General features: G+C 68.5%; 2 protein-coding genes. One reads left to right on the plus strand and one right to left on the minus strand.

Features of this window, described 5'->3' with window-relative positions; all coding sequences use genetic code 11:
* The first annotated feature begins 120 nt into the window (after positions 1-120).
* Complete coding sequence (locus IEY60_RS01980) at positions 121-801, plus strand: TetR/AcrR family transcriptional regulator (RefSeq protein ID WP_189023157.1); 681 nt, start codon at positions 121-123, stop codon at positions 799-801.
* On the opposite strand, the gene IEY60_RS01985 is transcribed toward IEY60_RS01980, so the two are convergent.
* The gene (locus tag IEY60_RS01985; protein WP_268241449.1) at positions 762-17,843 is read right to left on the minus strand and encodes a non-ribosomal peptide synthetase; all 17,082 of its coding nucleotides are present in this window, start codon (positions 17,841-17,843) and stop codon (positions 762-764) included. The genes IEY60_RS01980 and IEY60_RS01985 overlap by 40 nt on opposite strands.
* Between the last annotated feature and the right edge of the window lie 113 nt (positions 17,844-17,956).

The following is a 17,956-nucleotide window of genomic DNA, read 5'->3' on the forward strand; positions in this document are numbered from 1 at the left end:
GTCGCGCGGATCGATCGCGCAGGTTCGGCTATTTGCCTGAACACTAGTGTTAGATTAATGGTTGATGGCGGTACCGTGTCAAGCTTTCCGTGGTTGACCCGCGGTTGTGAGGGAGGTGCGATGTCCGGTGATTCCGCCACGGTGCGCCGTGGGCGCCCGCCGCAGACGCAAGAGCAGGCCGAGGAGGTCCGCGCCAGGATCGTCGAGGCGACCGCCGCCGTGTTCGCGCGTAACGGTTCGCGCGGGTTGAGCGTCGCCCAGATCATCGAGCAGGCCGGGCTGGCCAGGCCCACCTTCTACCGCTATTTCGGCAATGCCTCCGAGCCGCTGCACGTGGTGTTGACCGCGTCCAACGACGGCCTGGTCGGCGCGATCCGGGAGGCGTTGACCGGCACCGACGAGCCGGTCCAGCTGGGTATCCGGCTGATCGACGCCTATGTCGACTGGGCGCGCGGCCACGGCCCGATGCTGCGTCCCCTCTTCGCCGAGCTCCACGACCCCGGCTCCCCCGTCTCGGCCTACCGCGAGCGTGCCCTCGACGACATCCGCGACCTGGTGCGCAAGACCTTCGATGAACTGGACCGCCCTGTCCCCGCGCCCCTCGACATGGACGCGGCGCTGCATGTCTGCGAATACATCGTCTACCGCCTCACCGCGGGCACCGAACCCGGCAGCGATCCCGATCCGGCGCTGGATTCCGAAGCCCGCGTCACCATGATCCGTGTCCTGCTGGTCACCCTCGGCACCCGCGACGACCTCGCCTACGCCATGGAGCTGCCCGGCCTCTTCCGCGACGCCTGACCCGCGCTCACCCCGGAACCGCCGCGCCTGAAGTGTTCGGCGAGGACGAGGCCGATGGCGCGGAGGGCGTCCGGGTCGGTCATCCGTTCGTGCCGGACGGGAATGCGGTGTTCGGTGATCCGGCCGGTGATGTGGTCGTGCCAGGCGAGAGCAGGCGAGGCGCCGTCGTCTGTGTGGTCCGCGGCGGAGCTGAAGTAGATCAGGTCACCGTCGAAGAGTGCGGGCCGGTGGTCGCGGGTGTGGTCGACGAGCCGCGTGTAGTCGCGGTGCAGGGTCACCAGATGCTCGGCGGTGAGGGCGGTGAAGAGGCCGCCTTGCCGGTGCAGCAACTCGGCCGCGACCTCCATGGTGGGCTCGGCGGGGAGCTCCGCGGCGGTGAGGCCGCCGAACTCGGTGAGCAGGTCCACGGTGGTGGGTTCGGGAGTGCGGCTGCTGCGGTCGGTGACGACGCGGGTGTCCATCATGGCCAGCGTGGCGACGGGTTCGCCGGCGCGGCGCAGCCGGACGGCGATCGCGTGGGCGATGGTGCCGCCGAGCGAGTAGCCGAGCAGGTGGTAGGGGCCGTGCGGCTGGACGGACCTGATCTCGCGGACGTAGCGGGCGGCGAGGTCGTCGAGCGAGCCGAACTGCGCGGTGGGGTCGCTCAGCGCCGGGGATTGCAGCCCGAGCACAGGTCGGTCGTGGTCGAGGTGCTGCACGAGTCCGCTGAAACCCCAGGCCAATCCGATGGCCGGGTGGACGCAGAACAGCGGTGGCTCGGAGCCTGCGGCACGCAGTGGGAGCAGGACCGCGAGTGCGTCGCCGGGTTCCTGTTCGTCGAGGCCGCGCAGGCGGGCGTCGATGCGGCGGGCCAGCGATTGCGGTGTCGGATCGGTGAAGACCCATTGGATCGGTACGTCGGCACCGGTCGACTCCACCAGCCGCGCGACGAGTTGGGTGGCGGCCAGCGAGTTTCCGCCGAGGGCGAAGAAGCCGTCGTCGACGCTGACGCGTTCGATCTCGAGGGTCCGCGCGAAGGCGTCGCAGACGGTGGCCTCGAGCGGGGTGGACGGTGACCGGAACCGGGACGGCCCCAGCGCTGGGGCCGGGAGGGCCTTATAGTCGAGTTTCCCGGTGGGGGCCAAGGGAATTCGCTCGAGGGTGAGGATGGCGGTGGGGATCATGTGCGTGGGCAGCCGGGTCGCGAGGTAGCCGGTCAGCGCGCCGGTGTCGGGTGTGGTGTCCGGGACGGGAACGACGTAGCCGGTGAGCTGGTCGGTGCCGTTGGGGTGGGTGTGGACGGTGACGGCGGCGTAGCTGATGTCGGGGTGGCTGCGCAGCGCGGCTTCGATGTCGCCGCGTTCGATGCGGTGGCCGTGGATTTTGAGTTGCAGGTCGCTGCGGCCCCTGTAGTGCAGTGTGCGGTCGGCGGTCCAGGTGACCAGGTCGCCGGTGCGGTACATCCGTGTCCCCGGTGGTCCGTAGGGGTCGGCGACGAACCGGGCCGCCGTGGTGGTGGGCTGATTGTGGTAGCCGCGGGCGAGGCCGGGTCCGGACACGTACAGTTCGCCCGCGACGCCGGGTGGGACAGGACGCAGCCTGCGGTCGAGGACGACAGCGGTGAATCCGCGAGTCGGGCCGCCGAAGGTCATCGGGGTGTCGTCGGTGCTGGTCCGGGGAGCTTCGGCGCAGCTCATGATGGTGGTTTCGGTGGCACCGTAGGAGTTGATCACCGTGCGGCCCGGAATCCATTGCCGGGCCAGGGCCGGTGGGCAGGTCTCGCCGCCGAGGATCACGGTGCGCAAGGTGTCGAGTTCGCCGGAAGGCAGCGACGCGAGCACCGTCGGGGTGAAGGCGGCATGGGTGACGTGTTCGGCGGCGATCGACTCGGCCAGTTCGGCGCCGGCGACCACCGATGCGGGAGCGAGCACCAGGGTGGCGCCTGCCGCTGCGGCGCTGAGCAATTCGAGGACCGAGACATCGAAGGTCAGCGCGGCGGCGGCCAGCACGCGCGAGTCCGGAGTGAGGCCGAACCGCTCCCGGATTTCGGCGGCGAGATCGGCGATCCCGCTGTGGGTGACCAGGACACCTTTCGGAATTCCGGTGGAGCCGGAGGTGTAGATCAGGTAGGCCGGGTGCTGTGGCCGGAGCGGGCGCGGACGGTCGGCGTCGGTGATCGCGGCGGGCGACGCCGACGCTGTCGCCGCGGCGAAGGCAGGGTCGTCGAGGGCGAGCCAGCTCGTGGTGTCCGCCAGCCGATCTCGGTAGGAGTGCCGTGTCAGCCCAACGGCCGCACCGGAATCGGTGAGGATGCGGGTGATCCGGTCGTGCGGATGGGCGGGGTCGATCTGGACGAACGCGCCGCCGGATTTGGCAACCGCCCACACGGCGACGACGGCGTCGATCGAGCGCGGTAACGCGATGGCCACCAACGATTCCGGTCCGATGCCCGCATCGATCAGTACCCGCGCCCATCGGTTCGAGGTGTCGTCGAGTTCGCGGTAGGACAGCCGGACACCGTCGCAGACCACCGCTTCCGTGTCCGGCGTCATCGCGGCCGTCAGCACCTGCGGCATCACCGACATCACCGCGCTCGGCCTGCCGTGCACTGGTACCAGCGTGGCTCGCTCGGCCGGTGACAGCAGATGCAGCCGGACCAGCGGGAGGTCGATGTGTTCGGCGATGGTGTCGAGCACGCGCAGCATCCGGTCGGCGATGACGTCGATCTGGTTCCGGGTGAACAACTCCGGCAGATACTTGAACGTCAGGTGCACCTGGGTGTCGTGGTGGACGACGAGGCCGAGCGGATAGTGCGCGGCGTCGCGGCCGTGCACGTCGAGGACCCGCATGCCCGCGATGTCGGTGTCCGCGGACAGCCCGGCCCGATCGACCGGGTAGGACTCGAGGACGGTCACGGTGTCGAACATCGCGCCGGGTCCGGCCACGCGCTGGATCTGCGCGAGCCCGAGGTGCTGATGGTCGAGCAGCGAGGCTTGCTCGGTCTGGATGCGCCGCAACAGTTGAGCCAGGGTTTCGCGATGGTCGAGCCGGATCCGGACGGGCACGGTATTGACGAACAGCCCGACCATCGATTCGATGCCGGGAATCTGCGGATGACGCCCGGAGACGGTGGTGCCGAAGACCACGTCCTCGCGGGCGGTCGAGGTGGCGAGCACGATCCCCCAGGCCGCTTCGACGACGGTGTTGAGGGTGGCCTCGTGCCGGTGGGCCGCCGCGATCAGAGCGGCGGTGCGCTGTTCGCTCAGCCGCACCCGGACTTCGCGCGCGGCGACGGTGGTCCGGCGGCCGCGGTCCGCGGGCGCCAGCAGGGTCGGCTCGGCGACACCGTCGAGTGCCCGCGCCCAGGCGGTTTCCGCCACGTCCTGGTCCTGCGCGGTCAGCCACCTCAGGTAGTCACGGTAGGGGCGCACCGGGGGCAGCATCGTGGCGTCGCCCGCACCGGCGTAGAGGGTCAGCAGTTCCCGGATCAGCAGGGGCGTCGACCAGCCGTCGATGAGGATGTGGTGCATGCTCACCAGCAGCCGGTACCGCTGGGGTGCGGTGCTGATCAGCGTGAGTCGCAGCAACGGTGCGGTGGTGAGGTCGAAGCAGGCGCGGCGGTCGGTGTCCATGAGCTGGTCGAGCGCGGCCTCGATGTCGTCGCGCTCGGTCCAGTCGAGCTCGGTGAACGGCACATCGACGTACCGGTGCACCACCTGGACCGCGTCGCCGATGCCCTTGCGCAGGAACGCGGTCCGCAGGTTCGGGTGCCGTCCGAGCAGCGTCTGCGCCGCGCGGCGCAGCCGGTCCGGGTCGACGTGTCCGCCGAGTTCCACCCAAAGTTGCACCAGGTAGGCGTCGATGGTGCCGTCGGCGAGCTGGGCGTGGAACAGCAACCCCGTCTGGAGCGGCGTGAGTGGCCAGATGTCGTCGAGCGCCGAACGTCCCGCCTCGAGCTGGTCGATCGCCTCCTGGTCGAGGTCGACGAGGTCGAGGTCGGAGGGAGTCAGGCCGCCCGCACCGGGCCGGGACGCGTGGGTGGCCAGCGCGGTCACCGCGTCCCGCCACAGTTCTGCGAGCTCGGTGACTTCGGCGGCGGTGAGCAGGCCCGTCGAAAACTCCCAGGCGGCGGTCAGCGTCGGCCCGTCCGCGGTGTCGACGGTGACCGCGTTGACACCGAGCACGGCCGCGACGGGTGCGTCGGGGTTCTGGATGCTGCCGCCGTCGGTGCCCTCGCCCGCGGGCAGCCACCCGGCATCACGCACCGCGGCGGGCGTGGTGTCCAGCCTGCCGAGGTAGTTGAAACTCACCTGCGGGGAGGGCAGTTCACGCAGGATCGGCGCGGTGTCGGCGTTGAGATAGCGCAGCAGCCCGTAGCCGATCCCGCGGTGGGGGACCTGCCGGAGTTGCTCCTTGACCGACTTGACGACCGCCGCCGCGGCGGCACCGGCGGCGAACGCGTCGTCGATGTCGATGTCGGACAGGTCGAGCCGCACCGGGTAGTTGGTGGTGAACCATCCGACGGTGCGGGTGAGATCGGCACCGGGGAGCACCGTGTCGTGGCGGCCGTGGCTTTCGAGGGTGAGCAGCGTCCCGGTGACAGTGTTGCCGCGGCGGCGCCGCCATCGAGTCAGCGCCAGCGCGAGACCGGCGACGAGGGCGTCGTCCACGTTGCCGTGGAACGCCCGGGGCAGGGTGGTGAGGACGGCGCGGGTTACCGCGGGCGGTAGCGCCACCTCGACGGTGGCGGCGGTGGCGTGCACGTCCACGGCCGGATCGATCGGGCGGGCACCGATCGGCGGATCGGCGGCGCCGAGCGTGGACCGCCACCAGTCGAGTTCGTCGAGGTCCTCGGCGGCGGTCTGCAGGGCATGCGCCCAGCGCCGCATCGAGGTGCCGACCGGCGCGAGCCGCGGCCGTTGCCCGACGCTGCGCTGTGCCCAGGCCGCGGCGAGATCGGGAATGAGGATCCGCCAGGAGACGCCGTCGATGACCAGGTGGTGTGCGACGACGAGCAGCCTGCCCGGCTGTCCGGCCCGGTCGAACCAGACCAGCTGCACCGTGATTCCGGCCGCAGGGTCGAGGCGCTCGGCCGCGGCATTCGCCTCGGCATCCAAGAGCGCGCCGAAGGCGCTGCTGCCGGGCGCCGCGTCCACCGGCACGTGCCGGATCAGTTCGCCGGCGGGCGGCGCGGTCGGCGGCACCCGCAGCGCCCAGCCCGAGCTGTGCGCGGTGTCCGGGTGCAGGCGGGCCCGCAGCATGTCGTGGTGGTCGAGCACCGCCTGGACGGTGGCGTCGATGCCGGTGGCATCGATGTCGACCGGCAGTGTGAGCAGCACCCACTGGCAGAACCGGTCGAAGCCGCCGCGCTCGAACATCCAGCACATGATCGGCGTCAGCGGTATCGGCCCCACTCCCCCGCCGGGCAGTTCCGCGGGCAGGGCGGTTGCCGCCGCGCTGTCGTCGAGAACGGCGATCTCGGCCAGCCCGGCAACGGTTTTGCGCTCGAACACCTCGCGCGCGGAGAACGCGACACCGGCCGCCCTGGCCCGGGTCACCAGCTGGATCGACATGATGCTGTCGCCGCCGAGCGCGAAGAACGAATCGTCGAGACCGACCGTGTCGATCCCCAACACCTCGGCGAACAGACCCGCCAGCGTCGTCTCCACCTCGGTGGCCGGTGCCCGGAATTCGGTTCGGCCCGTGGTGAAGTCCGGCTCGGGCAGCGCGGTGCGGTCGAGCTTGCCGTTCGCCGTCACCGGCAGCGCGTCGAGGACGACGACGATCGCGGGCACCATGTGCGAGGCCAGCCGCTCGCCGGCGAACGCGAGCACCGCGGCCGCGTCGAGATCGGCGGCGGGCTCGGGCTCCACGTACCCGATCAACCGGTCGCCGATGACGGGGTCCCGGCGCAGCGTCGCCACCGCGTCGGCCACGCCGGGACAGGCAACCAGCGCCGATTCGACCTCGCCGAGCTCGACACGGAAACCACGGACCTTGACCTGGAAATCCGACCGGCCCACATAGTCGAGCGCCAGACTCCCGTCCGGTTGCCGCAGCCACCGGACCAGGTCACCGGTCCGGTACATGCGCTGGCCCGGACCCGCGAACGCATCGGCGACGAACCGCGACGCGGTCAAACCCCTCGCGTTGCGGTACCCGCGAGCCAGACCGGGGCCTGCCAGATACAGCTCCCCGATGACCCCGACCGGCACCGGCCGCAACCACCCGTCGAGCACGACCTGCCCGACCCCGCGAATCGGTCCGCCGATCGTCACGGCCGCGCCCGGCGCCAGCGGCGGACCGGCATCGGTGAGAATCGTGGCCTCCGCCGGACCGTAGGTGTTGAAGAATCTGCGGCCGGGCGCCCACCGCGACACCAGTTTGGGTGAGGGCGCCTCGCCGCCGACCACGACGGTCCGGAGGTCGTCGAGACCCTCCGGATCGACCGTGCCCAGCGCCGCGGGCGTCAGCGCGGCGTGGGACACCTTCTCGCGCACCAGGATCTGCGCCAATTCGCCCCCGCCGTAGACGGTCGGGGGTGCGATGACGAGTCGCCCGCCCGCCCCGAACGCCCAGAGATGTTCCAGCACCGCCGCATCGAAACTGGGCGACGCGAAATGCAGCACCCGCGCGCTCGGCCCGATACCGAATCGCGCACATTGCTCGGCCACCAGATTCGCCAACCCTCGATGCGACACCACCACCCCCTTCGGCACACCGGTCGAGCCGGACGTGTAGATCACGTACGCCGCGTTGTCGGGCCGCACCGGCGATGTTCGCTCGGCATCGGTCACCGGTCCCGCGGGCAACTGCGCGGCCTCCGCTGCGAAGGCCGGTTCGTCGAGAACCAGCCATCGCACCGGCCCGGGCAGCCGAGCACACCACTCCGACAGGGTGATTCCCACCGTCACACCCGAATCGGTGAGCATGTGCTCGACCCGGCCTGCCGGGTACTGCGGATCCACCGGTACGAACGCTGCCCCCGACTTGGCCACCGCCCATACCGCCAGTACCGCGTCGATCGATCGCGGCAATCCCACCGCGACGCTCGACTCCGGCCCCACTCCCCGGCCGATCAACACGCGAGCCCACCGATTCGACTCCGCCTCCAGCTCGCCGTAGGTCCACCGCCGATCCCCGCAGACGACGGCGACCGCCTCCGGATCCCGCTGCATTGCTGCCGCCAGCAACTCCGGCAACACCCGCTCCGGCCCAGCTGGATCACCCGACACCGGCGTCAACTCGCGATGGTCGGCCGGAGACAGCAGATCCAGCCGGGCCAGCGGCAGATCCGGGTCGGCGACGGCGGTCTCGATCACGCGCAGGACCCGCTGCAGGGTCGCCGCCATCGTGTCCTGGTCGAAGAGTTCGGGCAAGTACTTGATGTCGAGGTGCAGTCGCGTGTCGACCCGCGCGATCACGCCCAGCGGATAGTGCGCGCCGTCGGTGCCGGTCACGTCGAGCAGGCGCATGCCGGCGATATCGGTGTCCGCGGTCAGCCCACCACGATCGATCGGGAAGGATTCGAACACCGTGATCGTGTCGAATATCGTCCCCGGCCCGGCCACCCGCTCGATGTCGGTCAGGCCCACGTAGTGGTGATCGAGCAACGCGGCCTGCTCGGCCTGGATCCGGTCGAGCAGCTGCCCCACGCGCTCGGCGGGGTCGAGCCGGACACGCACCGGCAGGGTGTTGATGAACAGCCCGATCATCGATTCGATGCCCGCGACCTGTGCGGGCCGTCCGGACACCGTGGCACCGAACGTCACATCCTCCCGGGAGGTCGACGCGCCCAACACGATCGCCCAGGCCATCTGGATCACGGTGTTGACGGTGATGCCACGGGCCCGCGCGAACTCGGTCAGCGCCGCGGTCTGTTCCTCGGTCAGTTCGCCGAGCACCGCGCGTGATGCGGTGTATCGGCGGCCGGGGTCGGGCGGGGCCACCAGGGTCGGCCCGTCGGTGCCGTCGAACGCGCGGGCCCAGGCGTCGAGCGAGGCGGCCGTGTCCCGCCCGGCGATCCACGCCAGGAAGTCCCGATAGGGACGGACATCCGGCAGTATCGCGGGGTCGCCGTCGGTGGCGTAGAGGATCAGCAACTCCTCGAGGAGCAGCGGCGTCGACCAGCCGTCGAGCAGCAGGTGATGGTTGGTCAGCACCAGCCGGTAGCGCTGCGGCCCCGTGGTGACCAGCATCCAGCGCAGCAGCGGGGCCCGAGCCGGGTCGAACCGGGTCGCCCGGTCCGCGGCCATCAGCCGATCCCACTCCTCGCCGCGTGCAGCGTCGTCCAGTCCGGACAGGTCGACCTCCGACCAGGGGGCCTCGGCGTCGTCGTCGACCACCTGCACCGGTCCCGCGGCGGTGTCGGTGACGAAGGCGGTGCGCAGGTTCGGATGCCGGTCGAGCAGTATCTGCGCGGCTCGGCGCAGCCGTCCCGGATCGACCTGCCCACCCAATTCGAGGACCAGCTGCACCAGGTAGGCGTCCGTCGAGTCCTCGGACACGAGCGCATGGAACAGCAGCCCCTCCTGGAGCGGCGTCAACGGCCAGACGTCGCTCAGTGCCGGATAGCTGTCTTCGAGTCGCTCGATCTCGGACTGTCCGAGCCGGACCACCTCGAGATCCGACGGCGTCCGGCCGCCTGCCCCGGCACGGTGGATGTGTGTCGCCACGGCGGTCAGTACCCGGCACCACGATTGCGCCACCTCGCGCACCTCGTCGGCGGTCAGCACCCCCTCCGGGTACGACCAGGCCGCCCGCAACCGCGGCCTGCCGTCGCTGTCGAGGGTGCGGGCATGGATGTCGAGCGCCGCCGACACCGGCATCTCCGGATTCTGCGCACCGGCGAGGTCGTCGTCCGCCGGCATCCCTCCGGCCGACTGTGTTCCTTGGCGGACATGGTCGAACCTGATCTGCGGTGCCGACAGAGTCGCGAGTAGCGGGCCGGTGTCGTCGTTGAGGTACCGCAGCAAGCCGTAGCCGATTCCGTGGTCCGGGACAGCGAGGAGCTGTTCCTTGACGGACTTGACCGCCGCACCCAGCGCCTTCCCACCGGTACCCGCGTCGTCGAGATCGATACCCGAAAGGTCCAGGCGCATCGGATAACTCGTCGAGAACCAGCCGACCGTCCGGCTCAGATCCGAGCCGGGGACGGCGTCTTCCTCGCGACCGTCCGCTTCGAGACCGATCACCACATCCGTGAGCTGGCCGCCGGAGGCCGCCGAACGCTCGCGCCGCCACTTGGTCACCGCTATCGCCAGCGCGGCCAGCAGCGCGTCGTCGACGCTGCCGTGGAATGCCGCGGGCACCTCGGTCAGCAGTGCCTCTGTCACCTCGGCGGAGACTTCGACCTCGACGGTGCGGGTAGTGGCAGCCACGTCGACGGCGGGGTCGAGGGGCCGGGACCCGATCACCGGATCGTCCCCGACGGTCATCGCTTGCCACACTTCGAGTTCGGCGGCCCGTTCCGGGCGCCGGGCCACCTCGACCAGCCCGTGCGCCCACCTGCGCATCGATGTCCCGACGGGGGCCAGGTCGGGTAGCTCGCCGGAGGCGATCCGCGTCCACGCGGCCGCGAGGTCCGCCACCAGAACCGGCCAGGAAGCCGTATCGATCGCCGAATGATGCACCAGCACAAGCACTCTGCCCGGTTCTGCCGCGTCGGCCGGATCGAACCAGACCACCTGCAGCACAGTCCCGGTGCCCGGATCGAGCCGGTCCGCGGCGGCTTTTAGCTCCGCCGCCGCCGACGCACGGAACTCGACGCTGCCCGGCATCGGCACCCGGTGGACAACGTCCTCGGCTCGAATCGTCCCGACCGGGAGCGCCTCCCACATCCAGCTCCCGTCGGCGCCCGGGCGCAGCCGCGCGCGCAGCATGTCGTGCCGATCGAGTACGGCCTGCACCGCGCCCGCCAGCTGCCGCCGGTCGATCCCCACCGGCAGCTCCAGCACTACTCCCTGCGAGAAACGGTCGAACCCCGACTCCGCGCGTTCGATCAGCGATCGCATGCTCGGCGTCAGCGGTATCGGCCCGACACCCCCACCTTGCAATTCCTCCGGAAGGCCGGTCGTCACGGTGCTGTCGCGAACGGCGATCGCGGCCAGCCCGGCGACCGTCTTACGCTCGAAGACATCGCGTGCGGAGAACACCACACCCGCCGCCCTGGCGCGAGTGACCACCTGGATCGACATGATGCTGTCGCCGCCGAGGGCGAAGAACGAATCATCGAGACCGACACTGTCGATACCCAACACGTCGGCGAAGGATTGGGCGATCGCGCGTTCGATCGGGGTCTCGGGTGCCCGGAACGGTGTATGGTCGGCAAATACCGGTTCCGGCAGCGCTTTACGGTCCAGCTTCCCCACCGGCGTCAACGGAATACGGTCCAGCACCATGATCGAAGCCGGAACCATATAGGACGGCAACCGGCCGCCGAGGTATTCGGTGAGAATCGTCGTATCGATCGAACGACCCGGTGCGGCAGCGACATACGAAACCAGCGATACCGCCCCGGAATCGCTGTGATGACCGATGGTGGTGGCGAAACCGACGGTCTCGTGCGCCGCGAGCGTCTCATCGATCTCACCGAGTTCGATCCGCAGACCACGGATCTTCACCTGGAAATCAGAGCGGCCCAGGTGCTGGATCGTCCCATCCGCTGTCCACCGGACCACATCACCGGTGCGGTACATGCGGTCACCCGGCATCCAGGGACACGCGACGAAACGTTCGGCCGTCAGCGCCGCCCGGCGATGATATCCGCGCGCCAGCAGCGGACCCGCGACATACAGTTCACCCGCCACACCCACCGGCACCGGCTGCAGCCGCTGATCCAGCACCCATTCCGACACCCCGCGAATCGGGCTACCGATCGTGACCAACTCACCCGCCACCAGCGGAGCACTCTGATTCGTCGTGATCGTGGCCTCGGTCGGTCCGTATTCGTTCACCATGTCGCGAGCGGTGCCCCACCGCTCGACCAACTCGGTGCCGTAGTCCTCACCACCGACCGCCAGGTGCCCCCAATCCGGTAGCGGCCACCGGGTGTGGTCGATGGTGGACAGTGCGGTGGGCGTGATGAGGACGTGGGTGACGTGTTCGTGGTCGAGCAGTTCGGCGAGTTCGTCGCCGCCGTAGACATCGCTGGGCGCGATGACCATGGTCGCGCCCGCGCACGTCGCCAACAGCAATTCCAGCACCGAGACGTCGAAGCTCGGTGACGCCAAATACAAAGTCCGGGAATCGGGTTCGATGTGCAGGGCGATCTGGTGCTCGGTCGCGCAGTTGCCGAGTCCGCGATGGGTGACCGCGACACCTTTGGGTAGCCCGGTCGATCCGGAGGTGTAGATGACGTAGGCGATATCGTCGACGCGCAGCGGGCGCACCCGGTTACTGTCGGCGACCGGACGGTTCTCCCCCTGGTCGAGATCGTCCGGTGTCAACCACTCGATATCGTCGGGCAATTGCGCGCGCACCGACGACACCGTCAGACCGATCGCGGTTCTCGACTCGGCCATCATGTGCGTGATGCGCTCGCCGGGGTGGGTCGGATCGATCGGCAGGAACGCGGCGCCCGATTTGGCGACAGCCCACACCGCGAGCACGGAATCCGTGGAACGTGGCATCGCTATCGCGACAACATCTTCCGGGCCGACACCGCGTCGGATCAGTAGCCGGGCCCATCTGTTCGAACGCTCGTCCAGCTCCTGATAGCTGAGCTGCTGCCCCTCGAACACGATCGCGGTGGCGTCGGGATCCCGTGCGGCAGCTGCGGTCAGCAAGTCGGCCAACGTGGTGGGCACGGTCATGGGCGCACCGGAATGTGCCAGCAGATCGGCTCGTTCGGCGGAGTCCAGTATCTCGACGGCCCCCACCGACACCGTCGGATCGGTGGCCACCGACTCGAGTATCCGAATCCACCGCTGCATCAGGGCATCGATCGTGCCGGGGTCGAACAGATCCGTGGCGTAGGTGACCGCCACCGCCATCTCGCCGCCGACCTGGTTGTCCGACAGCACCATCTGCAGGTCGAAGCGCGACACCGCGGTGGGCAGGTCGAGCACTGCGATGTCGAGACCGGGCAACGTCAGCCGCACCTGTTCCAGGTTCTGGAATGCCAGCATTACCTGGAACAGGGGGTGCCGGGACGGGGAGCGTTGCGGAGCGAGTTGATCCACCAGTTGTTCGAAGGGAACGTCGGCGTGTCCGAAGGCATCCAGATCGATCTGCCTGATCCGGTCGAGCAGGTCGGTGAACGATTCATCGAGCTCGATTCCGGCCCGCAAGACCAGGGTGTTGACGAACATGCCGATCACGTCGTCGAGTTCGGCCGCGCCGCGTCCGGCGATCGGTGTGCCGATCGGAATGTCGGTGGTACCGCTCAACCGGGCGAGCAGCACCGCCAGCGTGCCGTGGATCACCATGAACAGGGAGGCATTGCGTTGCCGCGCCAGCGTTCCCAAGGCCTGGATCACCTCGGCATCGACCGTGTAGTCGACGGTGGCACCCCGATGGGACGCCACCACCGGCCGCGGCCGGTCAGCCGGTAGCCGAAGTTCCTCGGCGACCCCGTCCAGCGTCGCGGTCCAGTATCGGATCTGCTGGGCACCCAGCGATTCCGGATCATCGGACGAGCCGAGGGCGGCTCGTTGCCACAGTGCGTAGTCCGCGTACTGGACAGGCAGCGGTGTCCACGAAGGGGCCTCTCCGCGGATCCGAGCGGTGTACGCGGTCGTCACGTCGCGGGCCAGCGGTGTCATGGAGAAGCCGTCCGCGGCGATGTGGTGCACCACGACGACCAGCACGTAGTCGGGCTCCTCGCTACCGGCAGCGCGGAACAATCGGGCCCGCACCGGCACCCGAACGCTCACGTCGAAGCCTTCGGTGACGAATTCGGTGATCGCTGCGTCCAGTTCGCTCGGCAGCACCGAGACCAGGGCCAGTTCGGGGTCTACCTCGTCGGCGGGTTCGATCAGCTGAATCAGCATTCCGTCGTTATCCGGGTACCGCGTCCGCAAGGACTCGTGCCTGCGCAGCACGTCGCCCATGGCCGATCGCAGGGCCTCGACGTTCAACTCGCCACGCAACCGGAGGGCGATCGGCACATTGTAGGCACCCGAACCGGTGTCGTACTGGTTGAAGAACCACATCCGCTGTTGGGCCGGCGCCAAGGGTACGAGATCGGGGCGCGGCCCGGCGGTCAGTGGTGGGCGTCGTCGCCCGGTGCCGGAATGCTGCGCTATGTGGGCCGCGAGCGCCGCTACCGTGGGGGCCTCGAACATCACCCGCACCGGAATCTCGGTATCCAGCGTGGCTCCGAGTCGCGCCGCCACCCGGGTCGCGACCACGCTGTCGCCGCCGAGGGCGAAGAACGAATCGTCGAGACCGACCGAGTCGATACCCAAGACGTCGGCGAAAGATTCGGCGATCACGCGTTCGATCGGTGTCTCGGGTGCCCGGAAGGGTTTGCGGTCGGTGAATACCGGATCCGGCAGCGCCTTTCGGTCCAGTTTGCCCACCGGCGTCAACGGAATCCGGTCCAGCACCATGATCGAAACCGGAACCATATAGGATGGCAACCGGCTGGTGAGGTACTCGGTGAGGACCGTCGTATCGATCGAAGCACCCGGTGCGGCAACGACATACGAAACCAGCGAGGCGGCCCCGGATTCGCTGTGATGGCCGATGGTGGTAGCGAAACCGACGGTCTCGTGCGCAGCGAGGGTGGCATCGATCTCGCCGAGCTCGATCCGCAGACCACGAATCTTCACCTGGAAATCGGACCGGCCGAGATGCTGAATCGTCCCCTCGGCCGTCCACCGGACCACATCACCGGTCCGGTACATCCGTTCACCAGGTAGCCAAGGGCACGCGACGAAACGCTCGGCCGTCAAATCGGCCCGGCGATGATATCCACGGGCCAGCAGCGGACCCGCGACATACAGTTCACCCGCCACACCGACCGGCACCGGTTGCAGCCGTTGACCCAGCACCCATTGCGAGACACCGCGAATCGGCCCGCCGATCGTGACCAGCTCACCCGTCACCAACGGTGCGGACATCGTCGCGGCGATGGTGGTCTCGGTGGGCCCGTACTCGTTGAACACGCTCCGGCTGCCGTTCCAGCGCTGGACCAGCTCGCTGCCGTAGTTCTCGCCACCGACCAGCAGATACCGCAAATCAGGTAGCGGCCACCGCGTGTGGTCGATGGTGAACAATGCCGTGGGTGTGATGAGGACGTGGCTGACCTGTTCGCGGTCGAGCAGTGCGGCGAGTTCGTCGCCGCCGTAGACATCGTGGGGTGCGATGACCATCGTCGCGCCCGCACACAAAGCCAGCAACAATTCCAAGACCGACACATCGAAGCTCGGGGAAGCCAAATGCAAAGTACGGGAATTCGATTCGATGCGCATGGCATGGCGATGCTCGATGGCGCAGTTGCCGAGTCCGCGGTGGGTGACCGAGACACCTTTGGGTAGCCCGGTCGAACCGGAGGTGTAGATGACATAGGCGATATCGTCGACACGCAGCGGGCGCACCCGATCACCGTCGGCCACGGGACGGTCCGCACCCGCGTCGAGGTCCTCCGGCGTCAACCATTCGATGGTGCCGGGCAACCGAGTTCGCACCGACGAAAGCGTCAGACCGATCGCGGTTTTCGAATCGGTCAGCATGTGCGTGATGCGTCCGCCGGGGTGGGTCGGATCGATCGGCAGGAACGCGGCGCCCGATTTGGCGACAGCCCACACCGCGAGCACGGATTCAGGAGAACGCGGCATACCGATGGCGACGACATCCTCGGGGCCGATACCACGCTGGATCAGCAGTCGGGCCCATCGATTCGAACGCTCGTCCAGCTCGCCGTAGCTCAGCCGCTGCCCGTCGAAAACAATCGCCGCAGCCTCGGGATCGTGCGCAACTGCCGCCGCCAGCAATGCGGCCAGCGTGGTAGGTGGCGCGGTGGGTGCGCCGGAGCGCGACAACAGATCGGCTCGCTCGCCGGGATCGAGGATTTCGATCATCCCGACCGGCACCGTCGGATCGGTGGCCACCGACTCGAGTATCCGAATCCACCGGCGCATCAGAGAATCGATCGTCGCCGGGTCGAACAGATCCGTGGCGTAGGTGATCGCTACCGCCATCCCGCCACCGTCGTCGTTGTCCGACAGCACAATCCGCAGATCGAGCGGAGGCGCCGCATCGAGCAGCTCCGGCGTCTCCCCATCCGGACTCTGGAATGCCAACAGCACCTGGAACAGTGGATGCCGGGACTGCGACCGCTGCGGGGCGAGTTCATCCACCAGTTCTTCGAACGGAACGTCGGCATGCTCCACGGCATCCAGATCGATGTGTCTGGTCCGGTCGAGCAGATCGGTGAACGTTTCATCGAGATCGATCTCGGTCCGCAGAACCAGAGCGGCTCCGTGCCGCCCGGCGACCGGCATGCCGATCGGAATATCGGTTGTACCGCTCAACCGGGCAAGCAGGACAGCCAGCGCGCCCTGAATCACCACCGACAGTGACGAACAATATTGCCGCGCAAATCTTTCCAACGCCCGGGTTACCTCGGCTGCCACCGGATAATCCACGGTGGCTGCCCGATTCGACAGCACCGCGGGCCGCGACCTGTCGGCCGGCAGACGAAGCTCCAGGGGAAGGTCCGCGAGCGTGGCTCGCCAGAACGCCAGGTTCTCGCGCCGGCGCCTAATCCCGGCGCCGTGGCGGGCGCTGTCGGGGTGGACCTGCCCGAGATCAGCGTCCGGCGCGGCGGCGGCGAACGCGTCGAGAAACTCGGTGAACCCGGTGTGATGCGCCGACAGTTCCTGCTCCGTATAGCGGTGGGGATTGGCCAGGAAATGGAGGATCGTCTGCGGCGGGTCTCCGGTCTGATACACGTCGACCAGCAAATCGTCGACCGGCCCCGAGCTGAGAATGTGGAATTCCGCGGTCATCGACCCGAGCCGGAGTTCCTGGGGAAAGAACATCACGTTCACCACCGGGCCCGCGAAACGCCGCTGCCCGTTGTTCCCCGCGGCGGCGCGAATGTCGACGAGGCCGCACCGCTGGTGCCGCAATGCCCCGATCAGGTCGGCCTGCACCCGCCGCACCAGCGACGCGACCGTGTCCCCCTGGCCGAGCACGATCGGCAGCGGCACAACGTTGACGAAGACTCCTCCGGACCGCCGCAATACCGCGGTGGTGCGACCGGAAACGGGAATATTGACCATGACCTCGTCTTTGCCGGTCATCCGGGCCAGATACATTCCGAATGCCGCGATCACCACCGCGGCCGGGGTCGCCTCCAGCAGGGTCGCGGAATGATCGATCCGTCCCACCGTCACGGTGGGCAGTTCGGCTTTCGCGACCACACTGTCCGCACTCGCGGGTGCGGACCCGGCGGCCAGGCTGGAGTCGCCATCGACGTCGGCGAGTCTGTCCACCCAATAGGCCTGGTCACTGGTGAACCGCGTCGACTCCCGGTAACTGCGGTCGGCCTCGTAGAGGGTGCGCAGGTCCGCCGCCCGATTCGGCTCGGCGGTCCGGCCCTCCACCGCCGCTGTATACAGCGCCGCGACCCGGTTCACGATCGTCATCGCAGCGTAACCGTCCACAGCGACGTGGTGAACCCTGAGGTACCACAGGAAATGCCGATCCCCGACCTGCACCACCACCCAGGCGACCAACCGGTCCCTGGTCATGTCCAACGGCGTGGTGTACTCCCTGTGCATCCACCGCAAGGCCGCCGCCATGGGGTCCGGTTCCCCACGCAGATCGATGAGCGGTCCGCGCGACGCCAAGGACGGGTCGAACAACTGATACGGCTCACCGTCGATCTCCACCAGCCGCAAATAACCCGATTGAAATTCGTGACCGGTCTGAATTGACACCTTACGCAGTATCTCGAGATCCAGATCCCCATGAAACTCAAGATACTGCGCCTCGCAGATCGGCACGTCAGGGCTCCATTGTTGCGCCATCCACAGCCCCCGCTGCCCTGCCGACAGTGGCACCGGCCGATGACCACCGTCGGATGGAAACTGTTGTCGCGCAATGGCCATCAGCCGCCTCCAGACCCCACCGCGCCAGTCTAGGCCGACTGATCGGCCGCGGTTACCCCCGACCGACGATCCTGACCGCGAAGTAATGAACAAATTTACGAAAGCGATATACA

Source organism: Nocardia rhizosphaerihabitans (assembly GCF_014646295.1).
Taxonomy (GTDB): Bacteria; Actinomycetota; Actinomycetes; order Mycobacteriales; family Mycobacteriaceae; genus Nocardia; species Nocardia rhizosphaerihabitans.